The organism is Streptomyces sp. NBC_00045, from assembly GCF_045041095.1.
Taxonomy (GTDB): Bacteria; Actinomycetota; Actinomycetes; order Streptomycetales; family Streptomycetaceae; genus Streptomyces.
Window position 1 is genome coordinate 455,324 of record NZ_CP108271.1, and the last position, 15,161, is coordinate 470,484.

General features: G+C 69.9%; 12 protein-coding genes and 3 pseudogenes. 9 read left to right on the plus strand and 6 right to left on the minus strand.

Features of this window, described 5'->3' with window-relative positions:
* Nucleotides 1-1,059, minus strand: coding sequence for a 3-oxoacyl-[acyl-carrier-protein] synthase III C-terminal domain-containing protein (locus OHA65_RS02345; protein WP_327281370.1), 1,059 nt, complete (start codon nucleotides 1,057-1,059; stop codon nucleotides 1-3).
* A gap of 443 nt (nucleotides 1,060-1,502) precedes the next feature.
* Here OHA65_RS02345 and OHA65_RS02350 point away from each other — a divergent pair, with 443 nt between their 5' ends.
* The gene (locus OHA65_RS02350; protein ID WP_327281371.1) at nucleotides 1,503-2,063 is read left to right on the plus strand and encodes an SUKH-4 family immunity protein; all 561 of its coding nucleotides are present in this window, start codon (nucleotides 1,503-1,505) and stop codon (nucleotides 2,061-2,063) included.
* An 85-nt stretch (nucleotides 2,064-2,148) separates the two neighbouring features.
* On the opposite strand, the gene OHA65_RS02355 is transcribed toward OHA65_RS02350, so the two are convergent.
* A complete protein-coding gene (locus tag OHA65_RS02355) occupies nucleotides 2,149-2,841 on the minus strand; it encodes a hypothetical protein (protein ID WP_328761325.1) in 693 nt (230 codons plus the stop codon).
* A gap of 162 nt (nucleotides 2,842-3,003) precedes the next feature.
* Here OHA65_RS02355 and OHA65_RS02360 point away from each other — a divergent pair, with 162 nt between their 5' ends.
* Nucleotides 3,004-3,540: an NUDIX hydrolase family protein gene (locus OHA65_RS02360; RefSeq protein ID WP_327281373.1), complete on the plus strand. Its 537-nt coding sequence runs from the start codon at nucleotides 3,004-3,006 to the stop codon at nucleotides 3,538-3,540.
* Nucleotides 3,541-3,623: 83 nt separating this feature from the next.
* Here the strand turns inward: OHA65_RS02360 and OHA65_RS02365 are convergent, their stop codons facing one another.
* The 4 genes from OHA65_RS02365 to OHA65_RS02380 all read right to left on the minus strand — a co-directional run bounded on the left by OHA65_RS02365 (nucleotide 3,624) and on the right by OHA65_RS02380 (nucleotide 8,662).
* Entirely contained in the window at nucleotides 3,624-4,964 is a 1,341-nt protein-coding gene (locus OHA65_RS02365; RefSeq protein ID WP_327281374.1) for a phosphatase PAP2 family protein, read from the minus strand.
* A gap of 210 nt (nucleotides 4,965-5,174) precedes the next feature.
* On the minus strand, nucleotides 5,175-7,148 hold the full coding sequence (locus OHA65_RS02370; protein ID WP_405760985.1) for a WD40 repeat domain-containing protein: 1,974 nt from the start codon (nucleotides 7,146-7,148) through the stop codon (nucleotides 5,175-5,177).
* 109 nt (nucleotides 7,149-7,257) lie between these two features.
* Nucleotides 7,258-7,806, minus strand: a complete 549-nt coding sequence (locus tag OHA65_RS02375; protein WP_328761328.1) for a hypothetical protein — start codon at nucleotides 7,804-7,806, stop codon at nucleotides 7,258-7,260.
* Nucleotides 7,807-7,963: 157 nt separating this feature from the next.
* Nucleotides 7,964-8,662, minus strand: coding sequence for a nucleotidyltransferase domain-containing protein (locus OHA65_RS02380; RefSeq protein ID WP_328761329.1), 699 nt, complete (start codon nucleotides 8,660-8,662; stop codon nucleotides 7,964-7,966).
* A 42-nt stretch (nucleotides 8,663-8,704) separates the two neighbouring features.
* Between OHA65_RS02380 and OHA65_RS02385 the strand changes: the two are divergent.
* The 7 genes and pseudogenes from OHA65_RS02385 to OHA65_RS02415 all read left to right on the plus strand — a co-directional run.
* Nucleotides 8,705-8,905, plus strand: a pseudogene (locus OHA65_RS02385) (TetR/AcrR family transcriptional regulator C-terminal domain-containing protein); the annotation flags it as partial.
* A pseudogene (locus OHA65_RS02390) lies at nucleotides 8,818-9,072 on the plus strand (DUF6204 family protein); the annotation flags it as partial. The pseudogenes OHA65_RS02385 and OHA65_RS02390, both read left to right, overlap by 88 nt.
* Nucleotides 9,073-9,218: 146 nt before the next feature.
* Nucleotides 9,219-9,539: a CU044_2847 family protein gene (locus OHA65_RS02395; protein ID WP_327281378.1), complete on the plus strand. Its 321-nt coding sequence runs from the start codon at nucleotides 9,219-9,221 to the stop codon at nucleotides 9,537-9,539.
* Nucleotides 9,540-9,550: 11 nt separating this feature from the next.
* Nucleotides 9,551-13,006 carry an ATP-binding protein gene (locus OHA65_RS02400; RefSeq protein ID WP_328761331.1) on the plus strand — a complete coding sequence of 1,152 codons (3,456 nt, stop codon included), beginning with the start codon at nucleotides 9,551-9,553 and terminating at the stop codon, nucleotides 13,004-13,006.
* Nucleotides 13,007-13,121: 115 nt separating this feature from the next.
* Nucleotides 13,122-13,757: a hypothetical protein gene (locus OHA65_RS02405; protein WP_327281380.1), complete on the plus strand. Its 636-nt coding sequence runs from the start codon at nucleotides 13,122-13,124 to the stop codon at nucleotides 13,755-13,757.
* 70 nt (nucleotides 13,758-13,827) lie between these two features.
* Complete coding sequence (locus OHA65_RS02410; protein WP_327281381.1) at nucleotides 13,828-14,046, plus strand: hypothetical protein; 219 nt, start codon at nucleotides 13,828-13,830, stop codon at nucleotides 14,044-14,046.
* 140 nt (nucleotides 14,047-14,186) lie between these two features.
* Nucleotides 14,187-14,579, plus strand: a pseudogene (locus OHA65_RS02415) (DUF4279 domain-containing protein); the annotation flags it as partial.
* Nucleotides 14,580-15,161 lie beyond the last annotated feature (582 nt).

The window sequence follows — 15,161 nt, forward strand, 5'->3', positions numbered from 1 at the left end:
TCACACCCCCACGTTCGTGAAGGTCGCGGACAGGGCGCCGGTGACCACACCGGAGGCCGCGGGCACCAGCAGGAACCGGGCCCCCCGGCGGGCGGTCCCCGCCCTGAGGTGTTCGCGCAGCGTCAGGAAGTGCGACGTCGTGGCGGTGTTTCCGTAGCGTTCCACCACGGAGAGGGAGGTGGGCATGGGGGTGCCGAACTCGTCCTCGGCCATCTCGTTGGCGTAGTCGATGAAACGGGTGCCGACCTGGTGCTGGATGACGTAGTCGAACTCCTCGCCCGCGAACGACCGCCCGCTCTTGGCCAGAAGGTCCCCGTGGAACCGCGGCCACAGCCTGAGCCGGTCGCGGTTGTGCATCTTCTTGTTGTCCGTGTAGAGGGCGATGCCCCGGGTGCGGTCGCTCGGCATGCCCATGCACAGGTGGGAGTACTCCGAGCAGGTCATCAGCTCGACGTAGTGAACGCGGTCGCCCGGATCGGTGGACTCGTCCATGACGACCGCGGCCGCCGAGTCCCCGACGGAGAGCGAGGCGAACTGCGGGTCGTAGGAATCCGTCATCTCCCGTGCAGCGGTCTGCGCCACGCGGGTGGCCTGCTCGCCGCTGACGACCAGGCCCCGCCGCACGGTGCCGGAGCGGATCATCCGGTCGAGCAGCCAGACGCCGGTCATCATTCCGGCACAGGCGTTGGAGACGTCGAAATGGATGGCGGAGCGTGCGCCCAGCTCTCTCGCCAGCATGGCCGCGAAGGACGGCTCGAAGGTGAAGCGATCGCCCTGCTTGAAGCGGGTGATCGAAGCGGAGATGACGATGTCGAGGTCGGCGGCCCGGTAACGGGAGGACGCCAGCGCATCCTCGGCGGCGGCCAGGGCCATCCCGAACGAGTCCTCGCCGGCGGCCGGGTCGGGGTCGCACACGCGCCGCTCGGCGATCCCGGTGATCTTCTCGATGTCCACGTCGCCCAGACCCGGTACCTGGGCGGCGAGTTCGGCGTTGGTCTGGACTGCTGCGGGGAGCCGGACGCCTAAGGAGGCTATTCGGCTGTATGCGGTCGTGCTCATGTGTGTCGCTCTCCGTGGCGATCCGCCTTGGGGCATGGGGGTGCCGGGGCGGTGGATGGCAGAGGGATGCAGGGTGCGTCCGGGAATAACGGACAGCGAAGTTACCGTAACGTACGGACATCTCACCGACTGCGCCGAGATCCGCACATACGGGAGATACGGTCGAATACCGGCCAGCCGACCTCGCCGCGACACCGGGCAGGAGCAAGGCCTCCGCCCCTTCCGAGGCCGCACACGCGCTCGAAAACCTGTCCGGAAGCACCCGGTCCGCTCGGACCGCCCCCGCCCCCTCCCCCGTCGTCGAGACCGTCGCGCCCGCCCTCACAGCCCGACCCCGGCCGGGCACGGAGGACATCCGTGTTCTCCGGAACCGCTGGCCGGTTAGGATTCCGGCGATGTCAACGGATGGACCCGTGCGGGTGAATCCCGAAGGATGGTGACCGATGCTGGTCCGGGTTGACTGGCGCGTGATCACGGCGGAGGCCGTGCCGGGTGATCTTCTGAAGTTCCGACCTGAGACGGCAGCACGGATATGGCCGGACGGGGACGGCGCGAACTTCGCTACGGAGGTCGGAATCCCGCACTCGGGAGGGCTCTTCCGGATTCTGGAGGAGCTGGCGGACCGGGATCCGGCCACCCCCGACAGGGCCTTTGCCGAAGGGGTGACCTCCGAGCCGGTCGACACCCCGCACGGCAGACTGCAGCCGCTGGGGAAGCTCTTTCAAGCGGACGTCTTCGTCAGTCTCGACGACGGGACGATCTGGGTTTCGGATCCGGACTCCGAGATCGAGTACGAGCTGATCCACCAGGACCTCTCCTCGCTCAGCTACCTCGTCTACAAGTTCGCCGTGGAGCGGCCCGGCCCGGAGGAGGACCCGGACCCCTACGACTGGGCCGACGTCGAGGAGATCGTCCGCGAGGGCATGTCCCGTTGGGATCCTCTGCCGTTCGAGCGTGGGGCGCAGTTCTGGGAGTCGTTCCTCGACTCCTACCCCATGCTGTGAAGAGGCGGCGGCCGCCCGGCGCCGACGGCCGGCCCCGGTTCAAGGGGCCGGCGGTGCAGTCCTCCGCGTCCGCCACCCGCCTGCGTCAGCCGCGCGGGTGGCCCTGGTCGTAGCCGGGCTGGACGGGGGCGTACCCCTGCCAGGGCTGGTACCCCGGAGTGCCTTGTGCGGGCTGCTGGTAGGGGGCCGGCGCCGTGTGGTGGCGGCGCAGCAGCGCGTCGAAGCGGTCGTACACGTCGCGGGCCCGGTCGGGCGGGGGAACGTAGGCGGTGACGGATCCGTCGGTCTGCCGGACCGTCACCACCGTGCCGACGCGGGGGTCCGCGTGGTGCCAGACTCCGGAGAGGGCGGTACCGGGCACCCAGCCCGACTCGGCCTCCGCGCCGCCACCGCGCCACCGGCGCAGCACTGTTCGTCGGTAGCCCGGGATCAGCAGGGCCGGGAGTGAAATCACGACGAGCAGGAAGAGCACGGCGTTCGCGACCACTCCGGCGGTCCAGTGCAACAGTGCGAGGAGCGCCCCGTAGCAGACCGCGGCAATGAACACCCACATGCAGGCCGTGAGGGCGGCATCCGGCGCTCCGACCTTGCGGAGCAGACTGAAGACGCCCACCGACGCGAGCAGCACCAGTGCGGTGACGCACCCGGCTTCCTCACCGAGGAGTCTGTCGGCGACGCGGCCACCGCGCCGGTCCGGCTTGACGGCGAAGCCGTGCTCGTGGAACCGGAGGCTTATGCGTCCGCCTGGCGTGGCTCTCACGCCTTTGATCTCGTACATAACGATCACGCTAGCGTCGAGGTTCCCGCCCCGAGGGACTGCCCCCTCGTTTCAGGACCGTACGAACGCGCGCGTCGAAGCCGTCGTCGGTCTGCCCGCTCTCCCCCGGGCCGTCAGACACATGATCTGGGCGCGGGCCGCCCCGGACCGTATGATCAAGCGATGTCTGACATGACCGAAACCACGCCCGGTTGGCTGACCAGCGACGAGCTGGACATGGCCAGGGCACGGATGCCAATCCTGTATGTCGAGGCCGTCCCCGTACGCGTGGACGACACCGGCGAAGTCACCCGTATCGGGCTGCTCCTGCGGATCGGCACTGACGGAACGATCAGTCGCACTCTGGTGTCCGGCCGTGTCATGCACCACGAACGGGTCCGTGACGCGCTGCTGCGCCACTTGGAGAAGGACCTGGGGCCGGTGGCCCTGCCCCGCGTGCCCACTTCCCTACAGCCCTTCACGGTCGCCGAGTACTTCCCCACGGCCGGCATCACCGCCTACCACGACCCTCGCCAGCACGCGGTGTCACTGGCCTACGTCGTGCCGGTGGCGGGTGATTGCCGTCCCCGGCAGGACGCCCTGGACCTCGTCTGGTTCAGCCCTCAGGAGGCGGTCTCACCGGCCGTGCAGAACGAGATGCCGGGCGGCCATGCGGTGCTGCTGAAGCAGGCCCTCGCACATGTGGGACACGTGTACTGAGGCCGTGGCCGTCGGGGCCGGGCGCCTTGGCGGTGGGCCGTGCGGGCATGTCGACCGGGTCGGCACGCCCGCACGCACACGGCTCACACCAGTTCGGGCTCCCGCGCCCCACGCGGTTGCGGTACGTGCACCGGCGCGGCATCGCGTTCCCACTGCTTGGTGGTCCGGACGTAGCCGTAGACCACGGACGCCGTCGCCAGGACGAGCAGCGGTCCGAAGACCCACGGGTACGTGGCCATCTCCAGCGACAGGTAGCGGTACGACGCCAAGAGCCCGGCGAAGACCGCGGCGCCGTAGACGACCAGCCGGACTCCCGACCGGTCCCAGCCGCGGTCGAACGAGCGCAGCGCCGTCTCGATCGTGACGGTGAACACCACCCCGGCGATGATGTCCGCGCCGTAGTGGTAGCCGAAGCCGAGCGTCGCGCCGAGCGTCGCGATCAGCCACAACACGCCCGCGATGCGCAGGGCCCGCGGGCCCTTGCGGGAGTGGATGAAGATCGCGGTGGCCCACGCCGTGTGCAGACTGGGCATGCAATTGCGCGGGGTGACCCCGTCGAAGAGCATCGGGTGCGGGGTAGCGACCTGCGGGGGCGTGTGGGGCCACAGGTCGGCCACTGCCCACTGCCCCCCGTCTCCGCCGAAGGCGAAGATCGGTCCGACGACCGGGAAGAGCATGTAGATGCCGGGCCCGAGCAGGCCGATGACCAGGAAGGTGCGCACTAGGTGATGGCGCGGGAGGCGGCGCTCGACCGCCACGTTGCGCAGCTGGTAGAGCGCGACGACGACGGCCATCACCGCGAGCTGGATGTAGACGAACTCCAGGACGCGGAAGCCGACCGTGCCGGTGGCCTCGACGATCCGGCCCACCACCCACGACGGGTTGCCCAAGGCGTGATCGGCGGTCGCCACGTACTGGTCGAGCACCATCGGCCGCGTCTTCGACGTGATCAGCAGCCAGGTGTAGCCGGTCTTGCGGCCGGCCACCAGCAGGAGGGCCAGGGCGACGCCCTTCAGCAGCAGGACGCGCTCATTGCCGGTGCGGCGCGTGACGGCGATGACGGCGCAGGCCAAAGTCACCCACAACGCGCCGTTGCCGAACATCATCTCCGCGCCGACCAACCACCGCACGAGCCAGAAGACGAGGTCGATGCCGATCGCGGCACCGACCGCGATGAACCGTTGCCTCCAGCTGAGCACTACCATCATCAACGCCATGCCGGCGTACAGCACCGTCCCCGAGCGCGGCGCGAAGATCACCTCTCGCGCCTGACTGGTGACCGGTCCCGGAACCCCGTAGCGGCTGGCGGCGATCTCCAGTGCGACGAGGAACGCGAGGGCCAGCACGCTCACCGCAGCCCACAGCACGACCCTTGGTTGACGCCACGCAGCGGACTTGATGCCGCCGCCTATCCTCGAAAACACTCGCGATACCGTAGATGCCACTTCTTCAGCCGATATTCATATTTACACCTGATAACTGTTTGATCGAACATGGTATCGGAGCTGATTCGTTCCACTGGTCACGGGTGCCTCGAATCACAGCGATCGGCTCACCTGCGGCAGCGGCCGCGCGGGCACGAAGTACAGCGCCGCCTGCGCGGCCCCCGCATCACCGGTTCCCGAGCCCACTGCTCACTCCTCCCCCGGCCTCGGCGCACAGTGCTTCTCCAGCTCCGCTGCCGCCCAACGGATCGACGACAGCGGATCGTCGTGCAGGTGGCGGAGCATCGGCAGCACCGCCCGCACCGCTGCCCTGTTCTCCGCGCTGCTGCAGTCGGCTATGTCCGCGATGAGCAGCAGCAGGGTGGGACGGGCCTGGTTGGCGGGGTCGGTCATCAGCTCTGCCAGGAACGGCACCGCGGGTGCCGCCGCGGTCAGCGAAGAGCCCTTGGAGACCAGCAGCCGGTAGAGGTCGTGGACCGCACCCAGGGCGGTCTCCTTGTGGTCCGACGCCACCTTGCCGATCAGACCGCGCACCGCGTGGGCGGGACCACGTGCGGACCAGTAGGACCCCCAGTCGACGTCGTGCAGACGCAGCTGGAGCTCGCGGTGCGGCCAAAGCCCCTCCGCATCGAGGCGCAGCGCCACCTGGCCGGCCGGTCCCGTGACGTACAGCGTGCCGTCGCCCTCCAGGACCAGGTCCTCGATGCCCGTGCCGAGCCGCAGCCGGGCGACCGAGCCGGAGTCCAGGTCCCAGATGCGGACCAGCCCGTCCGCCCAGGCGCAGGCCAGCGCCGGGCCGGTGGCCAGTCCGGCGGCCGTGAGCGCGGTGACCGCAGTGCGCCGTCGGTCGAACGGCTGCGGTCGCGGGTCGCAGTCCGTCCGCCAGTAGCGCAGCACGCCGTGGGCGTCGCCGCTGACCACGGCCCGGTGGGCATCGTCGGGACGGAAACAGGCGAGGGCGGTCACCGGCGCCCGGTGCAGCGGCTTGCTGACGGCCTCGGCGGGCCCGTCGGCGGCGGCCTCGGCGGTGGATTCCCACAGGTGGACGCGGCCTTCGGCGTCGCCCGCGGCGGCCAGCGAGGCCTCCTCGTCGAGGGCGACGGCGGTGCGGTCCGGCAGGGCCCGCAGGGCGGAGGGGACCGTGACGGCGGCGGGGACGGTGCCGGTGGAGTCCACCCGCCAGCGCCCGTGGTCGTCGGCGTCGCCGTCGGTGAGTGCGAACGCGCCGAGCTCCTCCAGGGGCTCGGGGACCTCGCCGGGCGGCTGTACGTCCTCCTCGGTGCAGGCGAGCCCCAGCGTCTCGACGACCTGGAGCAGTGCCTCGCGGGTCCGGCCGTAGATCACCAGGTCGAAGCCGGCGCCCGACCCGCAGGCCCGGGATATGAGCGCGTCCGGCCCGCCGTACATCAGCGCATCGCACGCCAGCTCCTGCCACGGCAGCAGTCCCAGTTCCCCGTACGAGGCCGTCAGCCGATCCAGGACCGCCGGGGCGTCCTGGATGTCCGCGCCGCGCACCTTGAGGGTCCAGCCGTAGGTCCCGGGCAGCCGTTCCAGGGCCAGTTGGAGGAAGAACTCCGACAGCGACCGGCTCTGCAACTGCCAGCCACCGCCGGTGCTGACCAGCACCCGGGGGTCGGGGTGCGACGCTTCGGCAGCGAGATAGCCCCACTGGTTGCAGTACTGGTACTCGGACATGAAGATGCAGATCCGCCGGTCGGGGGCATCCGGCGGCAGGAGCGGGTGGCCCTCGGGCAGTCCGTCGGCCCGCGCCGGGTCCAGGCTCGCATCGTCCTCGACGTCCTCAGCGTCCTCGACGTCCTCGGCGTACGAGTCGTCGTAGGCGTCCTCGTCGGCGTCCTGCTCGCCGTACTCGTCGACCCAGATGCTCGGCGGCCACTGGGTGTGCGTCCAGTACAGCCGCGGCCGGAAGGAAAAGGAGTTGACCGGGGAGTCCCACCATTCGGCGAGCGCCGCGGGGACGGGCAGGCTCTCGTCGATGCCGTAACCCAGATTCTCCCCGTCCCAGCGGGAAGCGACCGGCTCGCCTCCCGGGTCCTCGTAGCCCCACTCGCGCTGTACCGCGTCGAGCAACTCCCAACGGGGCCGACCCTCTTGGCGCCGGAGCCGCTCTGCGAACTGTCCATAGTCGATGATCTCTGCCACGCAGGCATCGTACGGGTGTTCCCCGACGAGGCAGCCGGTCGTGCTCGGCGGCTCGGCAGGGGGGAGCCGGGGGCTGCCCGCCGCCCGGCGCCGGGCGCGTCTCGCCGCCTCAGTCCTCGTCCGTGGCGACGATGACCACGGCACGGCCATTGCCGATACCCACCACGGCCGCGTCGAAGGTGGCTTCGGTGACCGGCATCCAGGACACGTTCCCGTCCGCGCCCTCCCGGTACGCGGCACTGCCATTGGCGCGCCAGTCGGCCTCGGGCCCGAGCAGCGCCGCCAGTCCTTCGCCGATGGCGTCGGCCACGGGGCGCATCGGGCCGTCCACAGCGCCGTTCGTATGGGCGAGGGTGCGTATGAGCGTGGCGGCCGTCCAGGACGACACCTGGTGAGGAGGGATCCGCCTGTGCAGGGCGGAGTCCATCTGCCGTGGGCTCCGCGGGCCACCGTGTCCGTGCTCGCAGTGGCCACAGTGCGGTGCGAGCAACCCGGTGGACGCCAGTACGTCCCAGCACAGTTGCCCGTGGCTGCGGCCGTCGTCCGGGCCGAGGTGGACGATGCGGTCTGCGTACTCGCCCCACTCCGCCAGCCACATACCGAGGTCCGCATCCGGCCCCAGGTCGTACGCCGGGGGCGCCTCGAACGAAAGTCTCATGGTTCTCCCAACTACCGGACACGGCCGGCGAACACGCACGAACAGCAGGTCGCGACAGTACGTGGAGCAGATCCGCCAGCACAGGAACGGTCGCAGGAAGTTCAGTTGGCCCTGGATCGGGGGGGCGCTCCGACGGGCGTGATGCGCCCCGCCCGACTCATCGGATGGCGTACCCGTCCCACAGCGGGCCGCCGGCCAGTTCCAGGACCTCTCCCACGACTGCGGCGAAGACCTCCGTGTCCCCCGCGATCGCCTGCGCGGCAGCTTCGGACAACGCACGATGGACCCCGGGGTCGGCCGCGGCCAGCCGCCGCGACAGCCATTTGCCTCCGCCGAGCCACCGCCCGCCGACCAAGAGGACCAGCTCCGAGGCACGCTGCAGCAGGTGCGAGACCAAGTACAGCCGCTCTGCCGGGTCCGTACAGCCGCGCAGGTCATCGAGCAAGTCGGTCAGGACGTACCGCTGGTAGTCACGCTCATGGTCCGAGAGGGGCGGCGGGCCGGCAGCCCAACGCTTTCGCGCCTCGTCCTGGAGCGAAGCACCCAGCCCGTCCGTGTCCACCAGGAGCATGCCCTGGGCACACATGGCGAGCAGCGGCGAACTCCGCTTCGCGGTCTCCCGGTCGGCGAAGTCGCGCCAGACGGCCTCTGTCTGCACGAACAGCTCCACCGGCCAGCCGCGGTACACGAGGTTCTCCCGGCAGGGGGCGGGCGGCCCGTCCAGCAGGACCACGATGTCCAGATCGGATGTCGGCGTCCGGCGGTCGGTCAGCACGCTGCCGGCGAGGAAGGCCGCCCGGGCGGCGGGAAATCGGTCCCGCACCAGTGCGCGGGCGGTGAGCACGGGGTCGTCCATGATCGCAGCCTACGTGCCGACGCCGGTCGCCGCCGACACCTACTGGCCAGGCGCGACGCCGCCAAAGTCGTCACGGGCCGGCTCACCCCGGGCCCCTACCTGCTGCGCCTGATGGAGGACCAGCTCGGTCGCCTGCGGGAGGCCGGCTTCTCCGATTCCGACGCCGCCATGACCAATTACCTGCTCGGCGCGTTCGTCCAGGGCTTCGTGCTTACGACCGCGGGCTGCGCAACTTCACCTTCCGCTGCGTGGTCCGGCAGGCAGCCGACCTCGACGGTGCGGCGGCGGGCGGTGCGGCCTGCGACCGAGCGGCCGCGGCTCTCGCCGAACGCGGCATCCGCCACGGTGCGTTGCGCACCCAGGTCACCAGCGTGGACGACATGAAGATCCGGCGGCCCCGACGAGCGTGATCGTGCGGGGCGACGGAGCCGTCCTCGCCGCCGGCGCCGTGCGCCTGACGGATCCGTGCCGGTTCGCCTGCACGGAGGAGGACGCCTGTCCCAGAATGGAGCCTTCGGTGCGGGCCGTACCTTGCTGCCCGGCGGAGGGGGATTCGATGGACCATCTCGTCAGCATTCCACTGGACCACCAGGACGGTGGGGTCGCCGTCTTCGAAGTCTCGGGCGACCGTCAGGGTTCGGATCTCGAACTGGCTTCGGGAGGAGACCTGACCACCCGCGCACGCATCACGCTCCAGGAGGCGCTGGACCAGGTCAGGCCCACCCTGACGCGGGTGTCCGACATGGTGCGCGACCTCGGACCGCAGGAAGCCGAGATCGAGTTCGGCCTGAAGATCGGCGGCGAGACCGGGGTGGTGATCGCGAAGGGAACCACGGAGGTCAATTTCGCCGTCCGCCTCGTCTGGACCCGCAGCTGACCACCCGGGCCGTGCGACGCGAGGGCTTCGTCGTCAAGGTGCGCAGCAAGGCGTCGGAAGTCCCCGCCGGCGTGGGTTTCATGGTGGGCCCGAACCAGCTCGTGACATGTGCCCACGTGGTCAACGTCGCGTTGGGCCGTACGAAGGAAGACCGCACCAAACCGTCTGACCGGGCACGGATCCAGGTGGAGTTCGTACTGCTCGGGGACGCCGAGGGAGGGCCGCTCCGGAACTGTCGCATCGACGCCTGGGATCCACCGCCGGGCGGCGGATCGGCCGGCCGGGACGTCGCCGGCCTCACGATCGTGGGCGGTGACCTGGTTCCCGTCGGAGCGGGTGCGGCCCGGCTGCTCGACTCGCGGCTCGGGGACGCGGGTGGAGGCGAAGTAGCGATCTTCGGGTACCCGGGCGTTCCGCCCCGCGAGGTCAACGGCGCGTGGACCGCGTGTTTACTGCGGGGTGCGGTCGGCGGTGGTCTGATCCAGCTGGATTCCGGGGGCGAGTCCGCCCTGCGGGCCCAGCCCGGGTACAGCGGGACTCCGGTCATCACCTCCGACCGTTGGGGAGACGCCGTCGTGGGGATGCTGGCCGTGGCGAGCCACGACGGCGCCGAAGGCGACGCCTACGCAGTTCCGGTGGCCGAGGTGGTTGCGGCCTGGCCGGAGGTACTCGGTCGTAGCGCGCTGCCGGCCTGCCCGTACCGGGGATTGCAGGCGTTCACGGCGCAGGACGCCGAAGCCGGGTACTTCGTGGGCCGGGAACGAGAGGTCGACCGCCTGCGGGACATGGTGCGCGTTCAGCCCCTCGTGGTGGTGACCGGCCCTTCGGGAGTGGGAAAATCCTCCCTCGTGGCGGCCGGCCTCCAGCCCGCCCTGGCCGGCGACGGCTGGTCGGTCGCCACGTTCCGGCCGGGCAGCTCCGCCTTCGCGGCCGTGGCCCGGGCACTGCTCGTACTCGAACAGCCGGACACCGAGCACTCCCTCGACCAGTTGGAACAGCGCATCCGGGCGTTGCGTGTCGAAGGGTTCTGGGCGGTCGCCAACAAGGTCGCCCTCCTGGCCGGTCGTCGTATCGCCTTGGTCTGCGACCAGTTCGAGGAGGTGCTCAACGGCGGTCCCGCGAGCCACGAGCCCCTGGAGTTCCTCCAGGCGATGTTCCCGCCACCCGACACGGCGCAGAGCGAGCACGTACGCCTCGTCTGCACGCTACGGGCCGACTTCCTGCCCGACCTGCTCTCGATGCCCGATGTCGGACCGCGGCTCCAGGACCGGCAACTGAACGTGTCGCCCCTCGACGAAGAGGCATTGAGCCGTGTGATCATCGAGCCCGCTGCGATGAGCCGTGTCACCTTCACGCCGGGCCTCGCGGCGGCCATTGCCGCCGAGGCCGGCAGGTCCTCGGGAAGCCTTCCCTTGTTGGAGTTCGCCCTCACGGAGCTGTGGCCCCTGCAAGAGGACCGGCGGATCAGCTTCGACAGCTACTACAGCCTCGGAGGTGTCTCCGGAGCACTGAACCAGCATGCGGAGAAGGCGTACCACCTCCTGTCGGAACACGTGCCCGCGGCGCGCATCCGCCGCGTGCTGCTCGCGATGGTCCGGGCCCGCGGCGGGGCCAAGAGTGCCGTCCGGGTCACCGCGCAGCGTTCCCACCTGGGTGAGGACTGGTACGTGGCCCAGCTTCTGGCCGCTCCGGATATCCGGCTCGTCGTGATCGGGCCCGGCGGGCCGGCCACGGCCGAGATCGCGCACGAAGCACTGATCCGAGAGTGGCGGCGGCTTGCGACGTGGGTCGACGAGGACGCGGACTTCCAACAGTGGCTCGCCGTGCTGGAAGAGCGCGCCTCCGAAGGCGATCTGCTCTCCGCCACTCGGGTCGCCGAGGCGCAGCGCTGGCTCGGGGAGCGCAGACCCGACATCCCTCAGGCGGTCGTGAACCTCATCGAGCACAGCAGTTCAGTGATCCTGGAACAGCAGAAGACCCGCCGGCTCCTGAGCGAGTCACAAGAGATCACCGAGCAGCTGCGCGAGCGCTCCGCGGAGCTGGAGAGGCGGCAGCGGGACCTCCAAGTGGCCAACTCGACGCTTGAGGAGAAGGCCGAGCTGCTGGCGCAGGAGAACCGGAACATTGAGAGCCGGATCGAGCGGATCGAGGAAGCACGGCAGGTGTTGGAAGAGCGGGCGGAACAGCTTGCCGTGTCCATGAGGCACAAGAGCAATTTCGTGGCGACGATGTCGCACGAGCTGCGTACGCCTCTCAATTCGCTCCTGATCCTGGCGAGGTTGCTGGCCGAAAACCGAGAGGGCAACCTCTCGCCGAGGGAGGTGGACTTCTCCAAGACCATCCATCGGGCGGGGTCGGACCTGCTGCAACTGGTGAGCGACATTCTGGACCAGTCACGCATCGAGACCGGCCGCATGGACGTGACACCCACCCGGACGACGTTCGCCGAGGTCGTCGACTACGTGGTGTCCACCTTCGATCCGTTGGCCATGGAGAAGGGACTGAAGCTCTCCGCGCGGGTCACCCCCGGCACCCCCGCCGGTTTGTACACGGACGAAGGTCGACTGCTGCAGGTTCTGCGCAATTTGCTATCGAACGCGGTGACGTTCACCCCCGAGGGCTCCGTGGAACTGGTGATCCACACGGCTGCCGGGGACGTGCCGCCGGAAGTCAAACAGATGATGCTCGCGGCCGGATCGCTACGGGACGCCGATGAAGAGGTGATCGCATTCTCCGTCATCGACACCGGCATCGGGGTCGCGGAGGAACACATGGAAGCGATCTTCGAGGCTTTCAGGCAGGCCGACCGAACCGTCAGCCGGACGCACGGAGGCACGGGCTTGGGTCTCACACTGAGCAGGGAGATCGCCCGGCTCCTCGGCGGAGAGATCCACGCCGTGAGCCGACTCGGCGCCGGTTCCGCCTTCACGCTGTACCTGCCCTTCGGCTCGCTACCGGAAGAAGGGCGGTCGGCAGCCTCGACCACGGCGCTCCCGGCACCCGACGCTTCCCGTCCCCGTCGCCCGGAGCAGGCGGGTCGACACGTCGCAGACCCGCCGAGCACACCAACGGCGGCACCAGGAGCGGCACCAGGAGCGGCACGTACTCGCGCCGTACTCCTCGTCGACGACGACGTCCGGACCGCTTTCGCCCTGGTCTATCTGTTGGAGACCAGCGGGTACACCGTCCTCTTCGCGGAGAACGCCAAAGAGTGCATCCAGCTGCTGAACGACGGTCACGAGGTCGACGTCATCCTCATGGACGACTCCATACTGGCCATGGACGGGTACGCAACCATGAGCGCGATCCGGCAAACGCCCCACCTCTGCGCCACGCCCGTCGTTGCGCTCAGCAGCAAGTCCCTGCCGGGCGACCGGGAGAAGGCCCTGTCCGCCGGCGCAGCCGACTACCTCACCAAGCCGGTTGACGGCGGCCGCATCTTGTCGATCCTCGCTCGATCTCACTGAAGCCTGCCGCGTACATCGACGCCGAGGGGCGTCCGCCCCGGCAGCGCGAAGCCACTCCACCGAGGCCACCCGCCGTACGCCCCGCTACGCCCAGCTCATCGCCGGTTCCCTGCCGGTGTTCGACCCCTACGGTTGGCACCCGGAGGCAGGACTCGACGCCGCGATCGCGCTGTTGGGCTGGAGCTGTGAGCGCAGCGACGGCGGTACGCCGGCCGAGGCGCTGGAACGGTTGCAGACCGCCTGCTCGCCGGGGCCGGTCCTCGTCGGGCCGGTGGACATGGGCCTGCTGCTGTACCAGCCCGGCACACCGAACGCCGATGGCGGTGACCACTACGTCGTGGTGCTCGCGGTCGACCAGGACGGCATCGAACTCCACGACCCCCACGGCCACCCGGCTTCGTGCGCCATCGACGGGTCACTCCTGCCGACGCCCGTGCCGCCCGGCTCACTGCGTGGAGCCGCCGCCGAGGAACTCTCCGACATGGTCGCCCGGGGCACACCCCCCGGCATCCGCACGCTGCTCACCGCATTCGGCGTCCGCACGGGAGCACACCGTCTGAACGACGCGGCGACCTGCCTCGAACAGCTGGGACTGTCGCACGCGGCCTCCGTCGCGCAGCGCCGGGCCCGGATCCTGGGCGGTCTGCAATATCCGCTGGTGCACGATGACGACCGGGCCGCAGCAGCAGTAGCAAACGGCCGAGGTGGTCCGGACACCGGGCAGTCGCGTGATCAGCCGGACGAGTCATAGCCCATTTCAACGACCACACGCATACTTGAATCACGGCGATCGTTTCACGTCGATACGGGGAGGCAACACCATGGCGTTCATAGTGCTGTTCGGCGTTCTGGGGGGCACGGCGCTGCTGTTGATCATCACGCTCCTGCGTCGGAACGGGAAGCAGACGGAGACGGCTGAGGGACTTCGCATCGAAGAGCAGGCACGCGTGCAAGCGGCACTCGACCGCACCTCCTTCAACGCCATGTCCATGTACAACACACCGCCCACATCCAGCGACGCCCACCACCGCCGCCGCTAGGAGCGTCGTCAAAGCAGCGTCGGCCGCCCGAAGGGCGGGGCTGGCGGGGCCTGGTGCGTGCGATCGCAAGGCGGAGGAGGCGCACGGCCCCGGCTGGCGGCTCTGACCGGCCAGAGCCCCGCCGCGCTGCTCCACGCTCTGCCGTCCGCGGCAGCCGTTTCACGGAACCCGCGGTGAGACCCGTGAGCCACTCCTGGAAGATCGTGTGCCGAGAGCCGGGTTTGTGTGTCGACGAGCAGATCACCCGCGTCCTGGACAGGCTTCGGCCCCACACGGCACGGATCGCCGAACTCGCCGGTCGGCTGGCCGCAGAGGAAGGCCAACACGGCGGCGCAGTCCTGGAGGTCGTGCGCTACTTCAACGACACCGATCAGGAACAGCAGTCCCTCCAACCGGGGAGTCCGGATTGCCCGGATGGCCCCAACTTGTTCGGCTGGCATCTGGACCGCGACGTACTGGACTTCCTCACTGCTACCGGAGCCGTTCTCGATGTCGACGAGTACGGCATGACCCCGCATGAAGCGGGCGAGTGACCTGTGGTCAGCAGGTATTCGGTCCCCGAGCCGTCAGCCGTGCCGGTTCCCGAGGCCCCGGCCTGAAGTCCCGGCCCTTCAAGTCCCGCGCCCTCACCGGCAAGGAGCACGTGTCCCGCTTGCGAGTGGCGCTCTTTCGGCGCGCGGGCGTCCCTGGACGACCTCGTGGCCGGGCCAGACCGCCGTACGCAGACCCGCTCCGGGCCCGCCCCCGCGCCTGGGCCGGGCGCTGGGCTCCGCGCGGCTCAGCGCACTGTGGAGCGACCCGGACGGAGGTGAAGGCAATCCTGTCGCTGAACGTCGAGGACCTGGACCTGGACGACCGCCGGGCCCGCTCCGGCCGTACCCGGGTGAGCTGGCGCTCCGGCACCGCCGGCCTCCTGCCCCGGCTGCCGGCCTCCTGCCCCGGCTGCTGGCCGGCCGGACCCGTGGCCCGGATTCCTCTCCGCCCGGCGGCCCGGCCCGGCCCGGACGCCCGCGCCGGGCGACCTGCGCCCGGAAACGGGCCGGCGCCGGCTGTCGTACGAGCGGGCCGATTACCCCTTCGAGTCGACCACCGAACCCCTGGACCCGGCAGGCAAC

What these genes read in the sequence shown, in the direction of transcription:
- OHA65_RS02355 (WP_328761325.1), bottom strand. Translation starts at nt 2,841, where the DNA reads ATGTACGAGATCAAAGGCGTGAGAGCCACGCCAGGCGGACGCATAAGC.
- OHA65_RS02395 (WP_327281378.1), top strand. Translation starts at nt 9,219, where the DNA reads ATGGACCATCTCGTCAGCATTCCACTGGACCACCAGGACGGTGGGGTC.
- OHA65_RS02410 (WP_327281381.1), top strand. Translation starts at nt 13,828, where the DNA reads ATGGCGTTCATAGTGCTGTTCGGCGTTCTGGGGGGCACGGCGCTGCTG.
- OHA65_RS02375 (WP_328761328.1), bottom strand. Translation starts at nt 7,806, where the DNA reads ATGAGACTTTCGTTCGAGGCGCCCCCGGCGTACGACCTGGGGCCGGAT.
- OHA65_RS02345 (WP_327281370.1), bottom strand. Translation starts at nt 1,059, where the DNA reads ATGAGCACGACCGCATACAGCCGAATAGCCTCCTTAGGCGTCCGGCTC.
- OHA65_RS02360 (WP_327281373.1), top strand. Translation starts at nt 3,004, where the DNA reads ATGTCTGACATGACCGAAACCACGCCCGGTTGGCTGACCAGCGACGAG.
- OHA65_RS02350 (WP_327281371.1), top strand. Translation starts at nt 1,503, where the DNA reads ATGCTGGTCCGGGTTGACTGGCGCGTGATCACGGCGGAGGCCGTGCCG.
- OHA65_RS02380 (WP_328761329.1), bottom strand. Translation starts at nt 8,662, where the DNA reads ATGGACGACCCCGTGCTCACCGCCCGCGCACTGGTGCGGGACCGATTT.